This window comes from Pseudoalteromonas sp. MBR-15, assembly GCF_053628915.1.
Map to the genome: position 1 here is coordinate 85,539 of NZ_JBRJHH010000013.1, position 16,518 is coordinate 102,056.

Genomic DNA, 16,518 nt, shown 5'->3' on the forward strand with positions numbered 1-16,518 from the left:
AAAAAGAGGCTTTAAGCCTCTTTTTTTTAACTTGTTTTAAACTCTACTTCAATTTTGCTTTCTTCGAGTTTGACTTTACAAGGTGGGTATTGGCGGTTAGTGAGTAACACTTTATCGAAAATATGGATCTCAACTCCCGAGTGCAATGTTTTATTAACGACGAGTTGTGCGCCTTCAAGCAGTTCATGTAAATGAAGCTCTAAGTTTGAGAGCTTTTTCTCGAGTTGCTCTGCTTGTTCACAGTAATGCATTTGTGTAGCGCCTATCTTAGCCAATAACAGCTTTTTCTTTTCAGCGTCTTTGACTTGGTCGGCTTTTTCAATGGCTTCTTGCAAGTTATCTAGCTGTGAGTCGGTTTGTGCTAGGTCTTTTAAACACTGATCGGTTTGTGCGGTGACTTGGGCGCCAGAGGCCGCGAGGTTAATAACCATTTTGGCACCTGATTCATTGCCAATTTCACCTGCTATCACCATTTGTGCATCTAAAATAGTGCCCCCAAATAACTTACCTTGAGGGTTGTCTTCTTTGCCTAACTGCAGCAACTTAGCGGCTTTCATCACACAATGGCTTGATTGGCGGTCAATGATAATGTTATTGCCTTCAAGGTAGCTGTATTGACCATGAGATAGGTGAATGTCGCCTTGGCAAACAATATGACAAGATAAGCTTTTATCATCGAGCTGGTGGCCTATTACACCTTGTTTAATGGTGATATCGCCTGCCGCTGTTAAGTGACCTGACTCAACGGTTCCCATGACGGTAATGTCGCCTTTCGCATTTATGCGCATGCCGGGTTCAACGTTATGGGTTACGATGACACTGCCTTCAAAATCAACATGGCCACTTTTAACGTTAACATCAGCAATCGTAAAAATGTCGTCTACACGCATGCCATTGGCAATATCAACAGGCACCCCTGCGATCACTGAAATCAGCTCCAGAGGATTGTTTTTTGAAATCTCAGTGCCTTCACCTGCAACTAAGGCATGGCTCTCACCAGCTTTAGCTGGCAGCACATCACCGGTGACGGTAAACCCTTCTTTACCGGGAGTGGCAGGCACTTGTTTTATAAGCAGTACACCCGGCTCTACGCTGGCTAACTTACCAAAGTCACGCATGTCGGCGGTGCCATCTTCGCGTAGTTTGGGCTGTTTTAAACGGTCTTTTAACGTTTCTACTTGCGGCACTAGTTTTGAGGGCTGGCCATCAATGGGCAAGCGGCCTTTTGCTAATACGCCTTTGGTTTTAGTGCCTGCGGGTAGCTCAAACTGTTTTTGCAATAACTGTTCTAAAAATGCTTGTTTATAACCCCGTGCTACGCCGGCTTTAATGAGTTCTTTTTTCGCGTTTTCAAGGGTTAGGGCTTTGCCGCCTTCAGCGATAGTCAACTCACCAGTGGCCAGCATTTTGTCATCACTTAATGATACCTCAAGGCTTGCATCATGCTTTGAAGCTACAACGAGCATACGTTCAGTAGATTTATTTTTAAAAAAGTTATTGATCGCATCATGATCCACTCTGCATTCGCAGAAGGATGACTTTTCTAATGCTTCGATAATAAACGCAGCACTGGGTGGTGAGTGTTCGTGAACATCTAATAAGACGTTTCCATTATGAGCCAGCTTAAACACGTGGGGGATCCTTTTGTACTACAATAGTTAAAGGTTTCTAATTATTATTACTACACAGATTGCTAGAGAATGGTTTGTGAGTCAAGAACTTCGGCTGAGGAAAATAGTAACTTTGTCTAAAAAAGTGCCAGCAAGGGGGTTGCTGGCACTGTGTGTATTAGTTCGTTGAAGGTAATTCCATAATACCGTCAATTTCAACTTGCACGCCTTTAGGTAGTGCACGCACGCCAATTGCAGCGCGAGCTGGATAAGGTTGTTTAAAGTACTGGCTCATCACTTCATTAACAATTGCAAAGTTTGATAGGTCAGTCAGGAAAATATTGACTTTAACCATGTCTTGAATTTGACCACCCGCGGCTTGGCAAACAGCCGTTAGGTTTTTAAATACTTGATGTGTTTGCTCTGTAAAGTCTTCAGAAATAACGTCCATTGTTTCTGGTACAAGAGGAATTTGACCTGATAAGTAAACAGCGGTACCTACTTTAACAGCCTGGCTGTAAGTGCCGATTGCTGCGGGTGCATTGTCAGTAGAAATAAAAGATTTGTTCATGATTATCCTTGTTACTTTTTACGGTAGACTTTTTGTACATCTGGCATCACACGAATGCGACGCATAATATTGGCAACGTGAACACGGTTCTTCACGGTAATGCCTAAGTCTATCATGTATAGATTACTTTCTTTTTCGTCGGTGGCTATCTCGACAATGTTTGCTTGGGTTGAGGCGATGACATTGGTGAGCTTAGCTAGTGCCCCTTGATGATTGATAATTTCAATACGAAGGGCGGCAATGTATTCTTTCTCGGGATTATCGTCCCATTTTACAACCAAGTATTTCGAACGTTCATTCTCCCAGCCGCGAATATTCTTACATTCTTGGCGGTGAACCGTTAAGCCTTTACCTTGGCTGATATGAGCGGTGATGGCATCTCCAGGAACGGGACGGCAGCACTTAGAGTAATTAACGAGCATACCTTCGGTGCCGATAATGGTCGCTTTGGCTTTTCTGGCAAGCGCATTAAGGTCGTCGGCCTCTACTTGCATTAGGCGCTTGGCAATTAAGACGCTCATTAAGTTACCAGAGCCTATTTCGACCAACAGCTCTAATACGGTATTCAGTTCATGTTCTTGAAGCACGCGGCGAATATTTTCATCTGGAATGTCATCCAGTTTTTGCTCACCAAGGGCTGAGTCGAGTAAGCGACGCCCTAGTAACAAGGCTTCTTCGTGCTGTTGGCTTTTAAGGTAGTTACGAATCCCTAAGCGGGCTTTACCTGTTACCACAAAGTTGAGCCACGTGGCGTTAGGGTGTGCGCCAGAACTGGTAATAACTTCGACGGTTTGACCCGTATCAAGCGCTTTACTCAGTGGATGCGGTTTGCGGTTTACACGTGCCCCAACGCAGGTGTTACCTACATCGGTATGCACTGCATAGGCAAAGTCAACGGCGGTTGCCCCCATGGGCAGTTCAACAATACGACCATCTGGCGTGAAAACATAAATCTCTTCAGGGAATAGCTCGGTTTTAACGTTTTCAACGAACTCAAACGATGACCCAGCACTTTGTTGTAGCTCAAGTAAGCTTTGCATCCATTGGCGTGCACGCTGTTGTGCGGTGTGACCTGCGCTATCACCTGCTTTTTTATACATCCAATGAGCGGCAACCCCTTTGTCGGCCATATGATCCATATCGTGGGTACGAATTTGAATTTCGACCGGAATGCCATGTGGGCCCACTAATGATGTATGCAATGATTGATAACCATTGGTTTTTGGCACCGCAATGTAATCTTTAAAGCGCGTTTCAATTGGCTTATACAAGTTGTGCGCAACACCTAAAACGCGATAACAGGTATCCATGTTATCTACATTGATACGAAACGCGTAAATATCCATGACTTCGTTAAAAGAGAGCTCTTTGTTCAGCATTTTTTTATAGATGCTGTAGAGGTGTTTCTCACGCCCAGAAATCGTGGCGTCGATACCAGCCTCTTCAAGGCGTGCTTCGATTTCACTTTTAATGTTACTGATGACTTCTTTTCGATTACCGCGGGCTTTGATCACTTCAGATTTCAAAGCGCGATGACGCATAGGATAGAGTGCCTGAAAGCCTAAATCTTCCAGCTCATTTTTAATGTCGTGAATACCTAAACGATTTGCAATTGGCGCATAAATTTCGAGTGTTTCGCGGGCAATACGACGACGCTTGTCGGGACGAAGTGCGCCGAGTGTGCGCATATTGTGCGTTCTGTCTGCCAGCTTAATTAAGATCACGCGAATGTCTTGTGTCATTGCCATGATCATTTTACGGTAGTTTTCCGCTTGGAATTCTTTTTTGTCTTTAAAGCTCAGCTTATCGAGTTTACTAACGCCTTCAACTAATTCGGCAACCGTATCGCCAAAAATCTCAGCTAAATCTTGTTGGCTAAAGTCGGTGTCTTCAATCACGTCATGCATTAATGCTGCCATTAAAGTTTCGTGATCGAGATGCATGCCAGCAAGAATTTGTGTCACTTCGACAGGGTGAGTAATGTAGGGCTCGCCACTTGAACGTGTTTGACCCTCGTGGGCTTCACGAGCAACCACGTAAGCTTTTTGCACCAGCTCGATATCGGCGGGAGACAAATATTCGGATATTTTCTTTTTTAGACCTTCAAAAAGATACAAAGTCACACTCCAATGCGCAAATGAAGTAAATCGGTAACGGTATGAATAGAATATACGATGAAAAGAAGGGCTTGCCAACGGCTAGTGCTGAAATACTAGCCGTTTAGCGAAATCAAAGCGGGGAGCTTGATTATTGGTTGCCACCTACGATAGCAGCCACTGCAGCCATTTCTGCTGCTTCTTGGTGTTGTTGTTCTTCACGATCAATTAAGTCCATTGATGAGCTATTTACTAACCCTTTCTCAATTTCACGTAAAGCAATGACTGTCGGCTTGTCATTTTCTGCGTCAACAAGTGGATCTTTTCCACCTACCGCGATTTGGCGGGCACGACGAGCCGCAACTAAAATTAAGTCAAAACGATTACCAATTGCATCTACTGCATCTTCAACAGTTACGCGAGCCATCTTAGCACTCCAAATAAATTCTTAAGCAAAGGCGTAGTTTACTGCACCAAGTCAGATTCGCCAATAGCTAGTGGTTAATTTTTATCTCTATTCGTTAATTAACGCGTGTCTTACTTTAATAAATTATCTAAAAGCGTTTGATGGCGCTGTGCTTGGCTCTTGAGTGATAAACGTTTTGCCATAACAATTGTTTCGATTTCAGCCAAGGCGGTATCAAAGTCGTCATTTACTACAACGTAATCATATTCATTGTAATGAGAGGTTTCAGACTGGGCTTTGGCCATTCTTCCTGCAATAACCTCACTCGAATCTTGGCCGCGGTTCGTTAAGCGTGACTCAAGCTCTTCTTTTGAGGGGGGCAAAATAAAAATGGTTTCAACATCTTCGACTAATTTACGAATTTGCTGTGCACCTTGCCAGTCAATATCTAAAAATACATCAATGCCTTCTGCAAGCTGAGTCTCAATTGCTTGCTTTGAAGTGCCGTAGTAATTATCGAACACTTGCGCCCATTCAAAGAAATCATTCTTTTCAATCAGTGCTTTAAATTCCTCAACCGACACAAAATGATAATGCACACCGTTTTCTTCACCTGGGCGAGGTGAACGAGTTGTGTGTGAAACCGATACTTTCATATCGCTGTGTTTGTTTAGTAATGCACTAATTAAGCTTGATTTACCTGCGCCTGAAGGGGCCGATAAGATAAATAAATTTCCGCGAGTTTGCGCCATGATCTGTCTCTATTGAAAATAAATAGGCTTGTAGGAGCGAATACTCCAACAAGCCTTTACTGTATTCTACAGTGTACTTTATTTGACGCGTTGTGCTCAAGTTTCAGTGAGATTACTCGTCTTCATTGTCAGGGACTGCTTGCCCCTCATCTTTGTGCTTTGCGGTATCCGCCATAGCTTGCTCACTTGGCGTATTGTCTTGATCGGTTGGTTTTGTATTCTCTTGCCCACCACAGGCTCCACAACAACTCATGTGTTTTCCTTTATTTTATTGTACAAGCGGACTGCTGCTGACATTAAAGTCGAAGCCTTCAATATCGGCGTCAGCAATTAATAGTTGGATATATTGCGCGATGGCTTTGCGCTCTACTTTTTTATTCAGGTAGTCCTCAATACGTGACTCCACGGCTTCAAAAGGCAGTTGCAGCCCAGGCTCTTTATGATCAACATAAACAAGGTGATAACCAAAACGGGTTTCAATAGGGTGAGCAATTAAGCCAACATCAGCACTGAATACTTGACGTTCAAACTCGCTGACGGTTTGCCCTTTTGTTATTTGACCAAGTTGGCCTCCTAACTGAGCCGAATCACATTTTGAATATTGCTGTGCAAGCTCACTAAAAGAAGCGCCTTGCGAGAGTGCGTTAAGCAGGTTTTCGGCTTGGTTCAGCGCATGACTACGCGCTTTTTCATCACTACTCGGTGCTGCAAGTAAAATATGTTTTGCTGCAATGAGGGGAGGTGTGGTGAACTTGGGTTTGTTTTGTTGATAATAATGTTCGCACTCAGTCGCGCTGGCACGGGGCAGTTGCACTTCTGCAGCGATAAGTTTTTCGAGCAATTTATTTTGGCGTTGCTCGTCGGTGTCTGAAGCGTGCGTATCTAGATTGATATTTAGCGCTTGTGCGCGTTGTTGTAACAATTCGCCAATGATCAAACTCTGTGCCGCCTCTACCATCGCAGCGCGATGATCGTCGGCTGGGTGATACTGCATTTCATTAAGAATTTGTGTTTCGCTAATAGTGTGTTGATTAACGTTAATCATATCGACCTCGAGGGGGAATGCCCTGTCGAAACAGGGCATGATAGGTTAAGATTTGCTACGAACCACTTGGTAGTTTCGGCCTAAATATTGTACCGGTACGCTGGCAATATGAACTAAGCGACTAAATGGGAATACCACAAATAACGTCATACCTAGTGCAACATGTAGCTTATAAATCCAATGTACTTGTGTAATTGCTGCGGTTGCTTCGGTTAAATCAAAGGTCACAATGTTTTGTGCCCAGCTCATTAGGAGTAGCATTTCTGCACCATCTAAATGACCTGCTGAGACAAAAATTGACAATAAACCTAAAATTAACTGCACGTATAACAGCAGTAAAATTGCAATATCCATATTACTGCTGGTGGCTCTAATGCGCGGTTCATATAAGCGGCGTTTGATTAAAATGGTTAGACCGTAAAAACAAATCAAACCAAACACACCGCCTAACGTCATGGCAATCAGTTGCTTGTGACCCGCTTCAATACCAAACACATGCCATACTTCTGCTGGTGTGAGTAAGCCTACAAAGTGGCCGAGCAATACCATAATGATACCAATATGAAATGCGCGGCTGCCTTGCTTGAGTTTTTTGCTTTCAAGTAGTTGGCTTGAGCCTGTTTTCCATGTGTACTGCTCTCGGTCGTAACGTATTACCGAGCCAATAACAAACACGGCTAAGGCGATATAGGGGTAAATCCCAAAGAAAAAGGTGTTTAAATAACTCATGATGAACTCCTTAACTGGCTTCTTGATTAAAGTCAGTCCAGCTAACTGGAACATATTGATCTTTGCGCTGAGTTTCGTCAGGGCGATTGACTGAACTTGGGCAGTTAGTTGCATCTTGTGCACCAAAAGTAATGGCTTCTTCTTCCCATTCTTTGTCAATTGCTTGTTTCGTATCGTCGCGCTTTTCACCGTTGATTTGCTTGCGTAATACCTCGAGGTCTAGGTCACTCTGTGCAAGCTCTAGCAAGCTTAAAAACAGTAATGAGTAGTTACTCTCTCGTTTTTCGAGTCGGCACAATAGCAGACCAAAAATATGATCAACTTCAACTAACCAAGACTGAGCATTCTCCTCACCTTGGGTTGCTAAGAACTCTAAAAACAGGGGAATGTAGTCAGGTAGTTCATTTTGACTTAACTCTAAACCTGCCTGTTTATATTGCTCGACTAAGTCGACCATAGCTTGACCACGGTCACGGCTTTCGCCGTGAACATGTTCAAAAAGCCACAGACCAAGCGCGCGTCCACGTTCAAACAATCCGTCATACTCGGCTTGCCAGTCGAGTATGTCTTTTTCGCATTGTGTGGTGATAAAATCACAGACAGCACGTTGATTTTGCTCTGTTAGTGAACTTTGCTTAAGCGTGCTAATTAGCTCATCTTTCGCTTCTACAAGCTCAGCAGTTGGGTAATCAAGTAAATGAGAAAATACACTTAAAACTTGCATAACTTACTCCTTGATCTCAACGGGGATAATTTGTTTCACGGTGGCTTTTTTGGCACCAAATAAATTTACGCCGTTGTTACCATCACTACAGCCATTACCAAAGCTGAAACCACAGCCATTTTTCATATCGTAGGCATCTTCAGCATACGATTTATGACTGGTGGGTATCACAAAGCGGTCTTCGTAATTGGCAATCGCCATATAACGATACATTTGCTCAACTTGGTCAGCGCTTAGTCCAACTTGCTGAAGTACTTCGAGATCTTCAACGCCATCGACTTGTTGCGAACGTTTGAAAGCGCGCATAGCAATCATGCGTTCAAGTGCTCGTACAACGGGCTTCTCATCACCTGCGGTAAGTAAGTTAGCAAGGTAGCGCATGGGGATACGTAATGACTTCAAGTCAGGAATAACGCCATTCATGCCAACATGACCTGCCTCTGTCGCTGATTGAATCGGCGACAATGGTGGAATATACCAAACCATTGGCAAGGTTCTGTATTCAGGGTGCAGAGGCAGTGCTACTTTCCAGTCCATTGCCATTTTATAGACAGGAGATTGGCGTGCTGACTCTAACCAATTTTCAGGGATCCCTTCTTTGCGTGCTGCTTCAATGACCTCAGGATCGTTCGGATCTAAGAACATACTAAGCTGTGCAGGGTATAAGTCTTGCTCATTCGGTACACTTGCAACTTCTTCTATGCGGTCTGCATCATAAAGTAAGACGCCTAAGTAACGAATTCGACCTACACAGGTTTCAGCACACACGGTGGGTTGACCTGCTTCGATTCGAGGGAAACAGAAAATACATTTCTCTGATTTACCCGATTTCCAGTTGTAGTAAATTTTCTTATACGGACAACCTGATACACACATCCGCCAGCCACGGCATTTGTCTTGGTCAATTAAGACAATGCCATCTTCTTCACGTTTATAAATCGCACCAGAAGGGCAGCTAGCAACACAGGCTGGGTTGATGCAGTGCTCACACAGGCGTGGCAAATACATCATGAAGGTTTTTTCAAATTGCCCGTAAATGTCTTTTTGTACTACGTCGTCAAAGTTTTTATCTTTTTTACGCTCTGAGAATTCAGTCCCGAGAATCTCTTCCCAGTTAGGTCCCCAGTTGATTTTCTCCATACGCTGACCCGTAATTAACGAGCGAGGGCGAGCAACCGGTTGGTGCTTGCTATCAGGTGCGTTATGCAGATGTTGATAATCAAAATCAAACGGCTCGTAGTAATCATCAATTTCGGGCAAATCTGGATTAGCAAAAATATTAGCTAGTAAACGGCGTTTATTACCTTGTTTGGGCTCTAATACGCCTTTACTGTTGCGTTTCCAGCCACCATTCCATTTGCTCTGGTTTTCCCATTCTTTCGGATAACCAATACCCGGTTTGGTCTCTACGTTGTTAAACCAAGCGTATTCAACACCTTCTCGGCTAGTCCATACATTCTTACAAGTGATTGAACAGGTATGGCAACCGATGCATTTATCTAAATTTAGGACCATGCCAATTTGTGCACGTACTTTCATAATTTTATCCTCGGTTACTCGTTATCTAGCCAATCAACCTTGTCCATCTTACGGACAATTACAAACTCATCACGATTACAGCCCACAGTACCGTAGTAGTTAAAGCCGTATGATTGCTGTGCATAACCCCCAATCATATGGGTTGGTTTCATGATGGCGCGGGTAACTGAGTTATGAATACCGCCTCGAGTTCCTGATATCTCAGAGCCTGGTGTGTTTACAATGCGCTCTTGTGCGTGGTACATCATGCTCATACCTTGTGGTACACGCTGTGATACGACGGCACGTGCTGCAATGGCACCATTAACATTGAAGATTTCGATCCAATCGTTATCTTTAATACCCCCTTCTGTGGCATCCGTTTCACTGATCCAAACAATCGGACCACCACGGCTTAATGTCAGCATAAGTAGGTTGTCTGAGTAGGTTGAGTGAATACCCCATTTTTGGTGTGGCGTAATCCAGTTTAAAACTAACTCTTTATTACCATTAGGTTTTTTATCTAATAATGGTTGAGTTGTTTTTAAGTTTACAGGTGGTTTGTACGACACCATGGTTTCACCGAAATCACGCATCCATTGGTGATCTTGGTAAAATTGTTGACGGCCGGTAACGGTACGCCAAGGGATCAGTTCATGCACATTGGTATAGCCTGCGTTGTAAGACACATGCTCATCTTCAAGCCCTGACCATGTTGGTGAGCTGATGATTTTACGTGGTTGTGCTTGAATATCTCTGAAGCGAATTTTTTCATCTTCTTTAGGGGTTGCTAAGTGTGTATGGTCGCGACCCGTGAACTCACCCAATGCTTGCCACGCTTTAACAGCAACATGACCATTGGTTTCAGGAGCAAGACTTAAAATGACTTCAGCTGCATCAATAGCGGTGTCTATTTTTGGACGACCTTTTTGTGGGCCTTCGCTGGTGTGCGTGTAATTCAACTCACCTAAAAACTTCACTTCTTGGTCTGTATTCCAATTAATACCTTTACCCCCATTACCGAGTTTCTCGAGCAGTGGCCCAAGAGAGGTAAAGCGGTTGTAGGTATTAGGGTAGTCACGCTCAACTTCGATCATATTGGGTGCTGTGACACCAGGGATCAGATCGCATTCGCCTTTCCACCACATACTAATGCCGTCTGGCTGGGCTAACTCGCTTGGCGTGTCGTGCATGAGTGGCGATGTTACTAAATCTTTCTCAACGCCTAAGTGACCTTCACATAAGTCAGAGAATTTTTTCGCAATGCCTTTGAAAATATCCCAATCCGAACGTGATTCCCACACTGGATCAACCGCTTTTGAAAGTGGGTGAATGAATGGGTGCATGTCGGATGTATTCATATCATCTTTTTCGTACCAAGTTGCGGTTGGTAACACGATATCGGAATACAAACAGGTCGTTGACATACGGAAATCAAGTGTGACCCATAAATCAACTTTGCCCTCTGGTGCATCATCATGCCAGACAACGTCTTCAGGTTTTTTATCTCCGCTTTCGCCAAGATCTTTACCTTGCAAGCCATGCTTAGTACCGAGGAAATGACGCAGCATGTATTCGTGACCTTTACCCGATGAACCCAGTAAATTAGAGCGCCAAATAAACATGTTACGCGGGAAGTTTTTAGGGTTATCAGGGTCTTCACATGCAAAGTCTAAATCACCTGATTTAAGTTGTTGCACTGCATAATCTTTAGCTGATAGTCCTGCTTTTTCTGCATCTTTACACAGTTGCAGTGGGTTCATGCCAAGTTGAGGGGCAGAAGGTAACCAGCCCATGCGTTCTGCACGTGTATTGTAATCAATGATTGAGCCAGTCCAGTTCTCTTTATTTGCTAAAGGAGACAGCACTTCGGTCATTTCAAGTTTTTCATAACGCCATTGATCAGAATGGTTATAGAAGAAAGACGTCCCGTTCATTTGACGCGGTGGACGTTGCCAATCCAAACCAAACGCAAGCGGTAACCAGCCACATTGTGGACGTAACTTTTCTTGGCCTACATAGTGAGCCCAGCCACCACCTGATTGACCCACACAGCCACACATCATCAGCATGTTGATTAAGCCACGGTAGTTCATATCCATGTTATACCAGTGGTTAAGTCCAGCACCCACGATGACCATGCTGCGGCCACGAGTTTTGTCTGCGTTATCGGCAAACTCACGCGCTACTTGGATTACGTGAGCCGCGTTAACACCGGTGATTTTTTCTTGCCATGCCGGTGTATACGGCACATTGTCTTCATATGATTTTGCAACCGCAGGGTCGTCCAAGCCGTTGTCAACGCCGTAATGCGCAATCATTAAGTCAAATACGGTGGCAACGAGTGCTTCGCTACCATCTTTGAGGGTAATTGCTTTAACAGGGACTTTACGAACTTGAATATCGTCATGTTCAGTATGTTGGAAGTAACCAAGTTCATGTGCTTGGCCACCAAAGTAAGGGAATAATACTGATTCAACTTTATCTGAGTGATCTTTTAAGCTGAGCGCTAACTTGATATCGCTGCCGTTTGTTCCTTCACGTTGCTCAATATTCCACTTGCCTTTTTCACCCCAACGATAGCCAATAGCCCCCGTTGGTGAGACAAGTTCATTGCTTGTTTCATCAAGACCAATGGTTTTCCATTTCGGGTTGTTGTCTTGGCCTAAGTTATCAGCCAAGTCTGCTGCACGTAAGAAGGCACCTTGTGTGTAGCCTTGGTCGGTTTTATCCAACACGACAAGCATAGGCATATCGGTGTAGCGGCGAACGTAGTCGGTAAAATAACTACTTGGTTTTTCAATGTGGAATTCTTTTAGAATTACATGTCCAAAGGCCATTGCCAGAGCAGCATCGGTACCTTGTTTTGGCGATAACCAAATATCTGATAATTTAGAGCATTCAGAGTAGTCAGAAGTAATAACAACCGTTTTGGTGCCTTTGTAGCGTACTTCAGTGAAGAAGTGAGCATCAGGAGTACGTGTTTGTGGAACATTTGAGCCCCAAGCAATGATATAATTTGAGTTATACCAATCAGCTGATTCTGGAACGTCTGTTTGTTCACCCCAAATTTGTGGCGATGCAGGTGGTAAATCACAATACCAGTCATAGAAGCTTAAGCAGTTACCACCAATCAGTGATAAATAACGCGAACCAGCCGCGTAGCTAACCATGCTCATTGCAGGAATAGGTGAGAATCCCATGATACGGTCGGGGCCGTACGTTTTTGCGGTGTAAACATTAGAAGCCGCGATGATCTCGTTCACTTCATCCCATTTAGCACGGATCAAGCCACCTAAACCACGTTTTGATTTGTAGCTTTTCGTTTTGGCAGGGTCAGTAACAATCGATTCCCATGCTTTAACTGGATCACTATGTACTTGCTTAGCTTCGCGCCACAGTTTTAATAATGCTTGACGAACTTTAGGGTATTTTAAGCGGTTGGCACTGTAAATATACCACGAGTAGCTTGCTCCACGAGGACAACCACGAGGTTCATGATTTGGTAAGTCAGGACGTGTACGAGGGTAGTCTGTTTGCTGAGTTTCCCAGGTAACTAGCCCATCTTTTACATAAATTTTCCAACTGCATGAACCTGTACAGTTTACACCATGTGTAGAGCGTACAATTTTGTCATGCTGCCAGCGACGACGATAGCCGTCTTCCCAATCGCGATTTTCATCAGTTGTTACACCGTGACTACCCGCAAAGCTTTGCTTGTTAGTCTTGAAAAAGCGCATTTTATTCAACAAATGGCTCATTTACTTATTCTCCTATCCTGCTCAACTTTAGCGCTCAATCACTAGGCACCTTGAAGCGGCAGAAAGCTACATTGCAAATCAAATATAGTGTTTCACCGCTACAGTAACTTGATGAGGATCAATATCTCAATGGGGGGTAAGGCTATGAATATTATGAGAATACCTACAAAGAGGTAGTGTAAATGTGGGGCTATTAGGGTGAAAATACTGGTGTTGATAACATACAAGCGTTATGGTTTCGTAACATAGAAAAGGTGGGTAATTATTGTGGGTATTCGGTTAAATGAACTAAAAAATCGATTTAATGGCTCGGTCATGGTGTATATCAAAGGGTCATTGGTCGGGATTATTAGTCTGGCCATTACGACCTTGTTTGCATCGTATTGGATCACAGAATTAGCCGACTTAGATGCTCGCGCAATTAATTTGAGTGGCTCGCTGAGAATGGAGTCGTATCAGCTGGGAATGTACGGCCTTGAAGGAAACAAACAAGAAATAGATAAACGCATTGCAATATTTGAAGAAAAACTAAGAAACCCCATTTTTCAGAAGCTACAAAATGATGAACAGTTAAATGTGTTGTGGCAGCAAACCATTGTTCATTGGCAATCATTCTTAAAGCCCGCACTGCTTAACCTACCGATAGAAGATAAGGCTCAATTTAATCTCTACGTAAAAACACTCGCTCAAAATGCTGATGCATTTGTTTATGCGGTGCAAATAGATGCTGAAAGCAAAATTAGATTACTGCGCACTATTCAAGTTGGCGCGTTGTTTATTACCTTATTGGTGGGCATGTTTACCTTGCATTTAATCAGTTTAAGGGTTGAAAAGCCTTTGGCTGAACTGACTCACGCTGCCTACGCTATCGGGAAAGGAAATTTTACGCATCATGTTGATTTACAGGGCGATGACGAACTGGCGTTAATGGGAGCCACCTTGAACCATACCTGCGAGGCGATAGCATCAATGTATGGCCAACTTGAATTACGCGTAAAGCAGCAAACTGAAAAGCTTGAGTTAAATAATCAGACCCTTGCGTTTTTGTTTAAAACAGCCCGTTTGCTACTGGAAACCAGAGAAAAAAAGCATGACTTACAGCAAACGTTTGATGAGTTGTCGCAACTCATTGGCGTTAATGACATTGAGTTATGCTTAATGACATCGGGTGGCGACCAGCCGTATGTACAAATAAAACCAACACACGATGACAAGGGAGCATGCCGCGCTCAAAGTTGTGATAACTGTATTGGGAGCGCTGCATTTGTATCAATTGATGACAGCACCGTAACACGCTTTCCATTAGTGTATGGGGATAACCATTACGGTGTGATTGTTGTGCGTGGAGGCAAATGCTTTGCCGAAGATTCTTGGCAGTTACAGCTTGTTCAGTCGGTGACCGACCAGGTTGCCTTGTCGCTTAACCTTGACGAGCAGCATAATCAAGACCGTCGTATCGCGTTACTCCATGAGCGTACGGTGATTGCGCGTGAGTTACATGACTCTTTAGCACAAGCATTATCGTATTTGAAGATTCAAGTGACGCGCTTGTCGAAAACGCAGAATAAGCAGCAATATGATATGCAGCAGCCGATTATTGATGAACTTAAAATGGGGTTAGATTCTGCATATCGGCAATTACGTGAACTATTAACCACTTTTCGTTTAAAAATGGTGGAAGAGGGGTTAGAGGCATCGCTGAATAAAACCATTGATCAGTTAGCCTCGCAAAGCAGCATTTCGTTTCATTTAGAGTTTGCCGTTAAGCAAGTGCCTTTATCTCCAATGGAAGAAATTCATATTTTACAAATTGCACGAGAGGCAAGCCAAAACACCGTGCACCATTCACAGGCGAACAATGCGTGGATCACCTTAAAGCAACTTGATGATGGTCAATTAGAGCTTGCTATTAGTGATGATGGCGTAGGGATTAGCCACAATGCAGAGAAATTAAACCATTACGGCATGGCTATTATGCAAGAGCGAGCCAAACACCTTAATGGTGAGTTAGTGGTATTACCTCGAGAAGAGCAGGGGACACAAGTAAAACTGACGTTTTTGCCTGTCGGCGGTAAAGATCTGTATCAGTGATTTAAAGATTTTATAATGTATAAGCGCATGATTGATAATGGGCTTGTTGCTGTAAATTACTTATTTGTGGGTAGTTTGTCTGCCCATTCTTTTGTATGGTGATGCAAATGCAAACTCTCTAAGCTGTATCCAAGATGCTGAAGTACATCGACCTAAACTAGTTTTTAGCATGGTTAATGTACCGTGGGTGACCACCGGGTAAATAAAGAAATTTGTTTGCCTCCCGACTTGGAAAGGCTGTGATGTTGCAAGATAATTTTGATAGAAAATATAATTACTTACGCTTGTCAGTAACGGAAGTCTGTAATTTTAAATGTAATTACTGCTTACCGGATGGCTACGTGTGTGATGCTCGTCCGAAAACCCTCAGTGTTGATAAAATTAGCACCTTGGTAAACGCCTTTGCGATGGCGGGTACTAAAAAAATACGCTTAACTGGCGGCGAACCCACTTTGCGCAAAGATCTTGCCGATATCGTCGCAGCATGCAGTGAAACCCAAGGTATTGATACCGTTGCAATGACAACCAATGGCTATCGCTTACTTGAAAAACTTCCTCGTTTAGTGGCCAGTGGTTTAACAAACCTAAACCTGAGCGCCGATAGCTTGAATCCTTATACATTTTCGCAAATCACCGGCAGTGACTCATTACATGAAGTACTTAGCTGTGTTGATAAAGCCTTAGAGCTGGGTGTTAAAAAAGTTAAATTAAACGCGGTTTTACTCAAGCAATACAATGCCAACCAATTACAGCAATTTCTTGATTATATTAAAGATAAGCCTGTCACATTTCGTTTCATTGAACTGATGCAAACCGGTGATAACCGGGCTTATTTCAATGCCCAACATGTACAAGGTCAGCAACTTAAACAGCAGCTTTTACAGTCGGGTTGGCGAGCAGCCCCCAAAGCGGTGGATGCGGGCCCAGCCGAAGAATTTTTTCACCCTCACTATGCGGGTCAAATTGGCTTGATCATGCCTTACAGTAAGGCATTTTGTGCAAGCTGCAACCGCTTACGCGTCTCTGCTGAAGGCAAATTGCATTTGTGTTTATTTGGTGAAGCAAATGATGACTTAACGCCTTGGTTAGATAATCAAGATGTTAGAGGCTTAGCCACTCACCTTTTAAGCAGTGTTCAACATAAATGGCAAGGCCATCAATTACAAATGGGACGAACAGGGCTGACCAAACAACTGGCTATGTTAGGGGGTTAGT

The 16,518-nt window shown here is 43.5% G+C and carries 13 protein-coding genes and 1 riboswitch; of the genes, 2 read left to right on the top strand and 11 right to left on the bottom strand.

Annotated elements, in window-relative coordinates; translation table 11 throughout:
- Positions 1–26: 26 nt before the first annotated feature.
- The 11 genes from ACSSVW_RS16460 to ACSSVW_RS16510 form a co-directional block, all read right to left on the bottom strand.
- Positions 27–1,631, bottom strand: a complete 1,605-nt coding sequence (locus tag ACSSVW_RS16460; protein WP_036973061.1) for a DUF342 domain-containing protein — start codon at positions 1,629–1,631, stop codon at positions 27–29.
- Positions 1,632–1,788: 157 nt separating this feature from the next.
- The gene (locus ACSSVW_RS16465) at positions 1,789–2,181 is read right to left on the bottom strand and encodes a RidA family protein (protein ID WP_036973059.1); all 393 of its coding nucleotides are present in this window, start codon (positions 2,179–2,181) and stop codon (positions 1,789–1,791) included.
- Positions 2,182–2,192: 11 nt separating this feature from the next.
- On the bottom strand, positions 2,193–4,298 hold the full coding sequence (spoT, locus tag ACSSVW_RS16470) for a bifunctional GTP diphosphokinase/guanosine-3',5'-bis pyrophosphate 3'-pyrophosphohydrolase (protein ID WP_036973057.1): 2,106 nt from the start codon (positions 4,296–4,298) through the stop codon (positions 2,193–2,195).
- Positions 4,299–4,428: 130 nt separating this feature from the next.
- A complete protein-coding gene (rpoZ, locus tag ACSSVW_RS16475) occupies positions 4,429–4,704 on the bottom strand; it encodes a DNA-directed RNA polymerase subunit omega (RefSeq protein WP_036973056.1) in 276 nt (91 codons plus the stop codon).
- Positions 4,705–4,814: 110 nt separating this feature from the next.
- Complete coding sequence (gene gmk, locus ACSSVW_RS16480) at positions 4,815–5,435, bottom strand: guanylate kinase (protein WP_421418935.1); 621 nt, start codon at positions 5,433–5,435, stop codon at positions 4,815–4,817.
- 112 nt (positions 5,436–5,547) lie between these two features.
- A complete protein-coding gene (locus tag ACSSVW_RS16485; protein WP_454179716.1) occupies positions 5,548–5,688 on the bottom strand; it encodes a hypothetical protein in 141 nt (46 codons plus the stop codon).
- Positions 5,689–5,703: 15 nt separating this feature from the next.
- Positions 5,704–6,480: a peptidylprolyl isomerase gene (locus tag ACSSVW_RS16490; RefSeq protein ID WP_036973054.1), complete on the bottom strand. Its 777-nt coding sequence runs from the start codon at positions 6,478–6,480 to the stop codon at positions 5,704–5,706.
- A gap of 45 nt (positions 6,481–6,525) precedes the next feature.
- Complete coding sequence (gene narI, locus ACSSVW_RS16495) at positions 6,526–7,209, bottom strand: respiratory nitrate reductase subunit gamma (RefSeq protein ID WP_454179718.1); 684 nt, start codon at positions 7,207–7,209, stop codon at positions 6,526–6,528.
- A gap of 10 nt (positions 7,210–7,219) precedes the next feature.
- Positions 7,220–7,933, bottom strand: coding sequence for a nitrate reductase molybdenum cofactor assembly chaperone (gene narJ, locus ACSSVW_RS16500; protein ID WP_036973052.1), 714 nt, complete (start codon positions 7,931–7,933; stop codon positions 7,220–7,222).
- Positions 7,934–7,936: 3 nt separating this feature from the next.
- The gene (gene narH, locus ACSSVW_RS16505; protein WP_036973051.1) at positions 7,937–9,472 is read right to left on the bottom strand and encodes a nitrate reductase subunit beta; all 1,536 of its coding nucleotides are present in this window, start codon (positions 9,470–9,472) and stop codon (positions 7,937–7,939) included.
- A 14-nt stretch (positions 9,473–9,486) separates the two neighbouring features.
- Positions 9,487–13,212, bottom strand: a complete 3,726-nt coding sequence (locus ACSSVW_RS16510) for a nitrate reductase subunit alpha (RefSeq protein WP_454179720.1) — start codon at positions 13,210–13,212, stop codon at positions 9,487–9,489.
- Between the two features lie 267 nt (positions 13,213–13,479).
- Between ACSSVW_RS16510 and ACSSVW_RS16515 the strand changes: the two genes are divergently transcribed.
- Positions 13,480–15,303, top strand: coding sequence for a histidine kinase (locus tag ACSSVW_RS16515; protein ID WP_083422916.1), 1,824 nt, complete (start codon positions 13,480–13,482; stop codon positions 15,301–15,303).
- Between the two features lie 123 nt (positions 15,304–15,426).
- Positions 15,427–15,558, top strand: a riboswitch (molybdenum cofactor riboswitch).
- A complete protein-coding gene (gene moaA / locus ACSSVW_RS16520; protein ID WP_036973049.1) occupies positions 15,546–16,517 on the top strand; it encodes a GTP 3',8-cyclase MoaA in 972 nt (323 codons plus the stop codon). (Overlaps the previous riboswitch by 13 nt.)
- The last annotated feature ends 1 nt before the right edge of the window (position 16,518 follow it).

What these genes read in the sequence shown, in the direction of transcription:
- ACSSVW_RS16485 (WP_454179716.1), bottom strand. Translation starts at nt 5,688, where the DNA reads ATGAGTTGTTGTGGAGCCTGTGGTGGGCAAGAGAATACAAAACCAACC.
- narI (WP_454179718.1), bottom strand. Translation starts at nt 7,209, where the DNA reads ATGAGTTATTTAAACACCTTTTTCTTTGGGATTTACCCCTATATCGCC.
- narH (WP_036973051.1), bottom strand. Translation starts at nt 9,472, where the DNA reads ATGAAAGTACGTGCACAAATTGGCATGGTCCTAAATTTAGATAAATGC.
- narJ (WP_036973052.1), bottom strand. Translation starts at nt 7,933, where the DNA reads ATGCAAGTTTTAAGTGTATTTTCTCATTTACTTGATTACCCAACTGCT.
- rpoZ (WP_036973056.1), bottom strand. Translation starts at nt 4,704, where the DNA reads ATGGCTCGCGTAACTGTTGAAGATGCAGTAGATGCAATTGGTAATCGT.
- gmk (WP_421418935.1), bottom strand. Translation starts at nt 5,435, where the DNA reads ATGGCGCAAACTCGCGGAAATTTATTTATCTTATCGGCCCCTTCAGGC.
- moaA (WP_036973049.1), top strand. Translation starts at nt 15,546, where the DNA reads ATGTTGCAAGATAATTTTGATAGAAAATATAATTACTTACGCTTGTCA.
- ACSSVW_RS16465 (WP_036973059.1), bottom strand. Translation starts at nt 2,181, where the DNA reads ATGAACAAATCTTTTATTTCTACTGACAATGCACCCGCAGCAATCGGC.
- ACSSVW_RS16490 (WP_036973054.1), bottom strand. Translation starts at nt 6,480, where the DNA reads ATGATTAACGTTAATCAACACACTATTAGCGAAACACAAATTCTTAAT.
- ACSSVW_RS16510 (WP_454179720.1), bottom strand. Translation starts at nt 13,212, where the DNA reads ATGAGCCATTTGTTGAATAAAATGCGCTTTTTCAAGACTAACAAGCAA.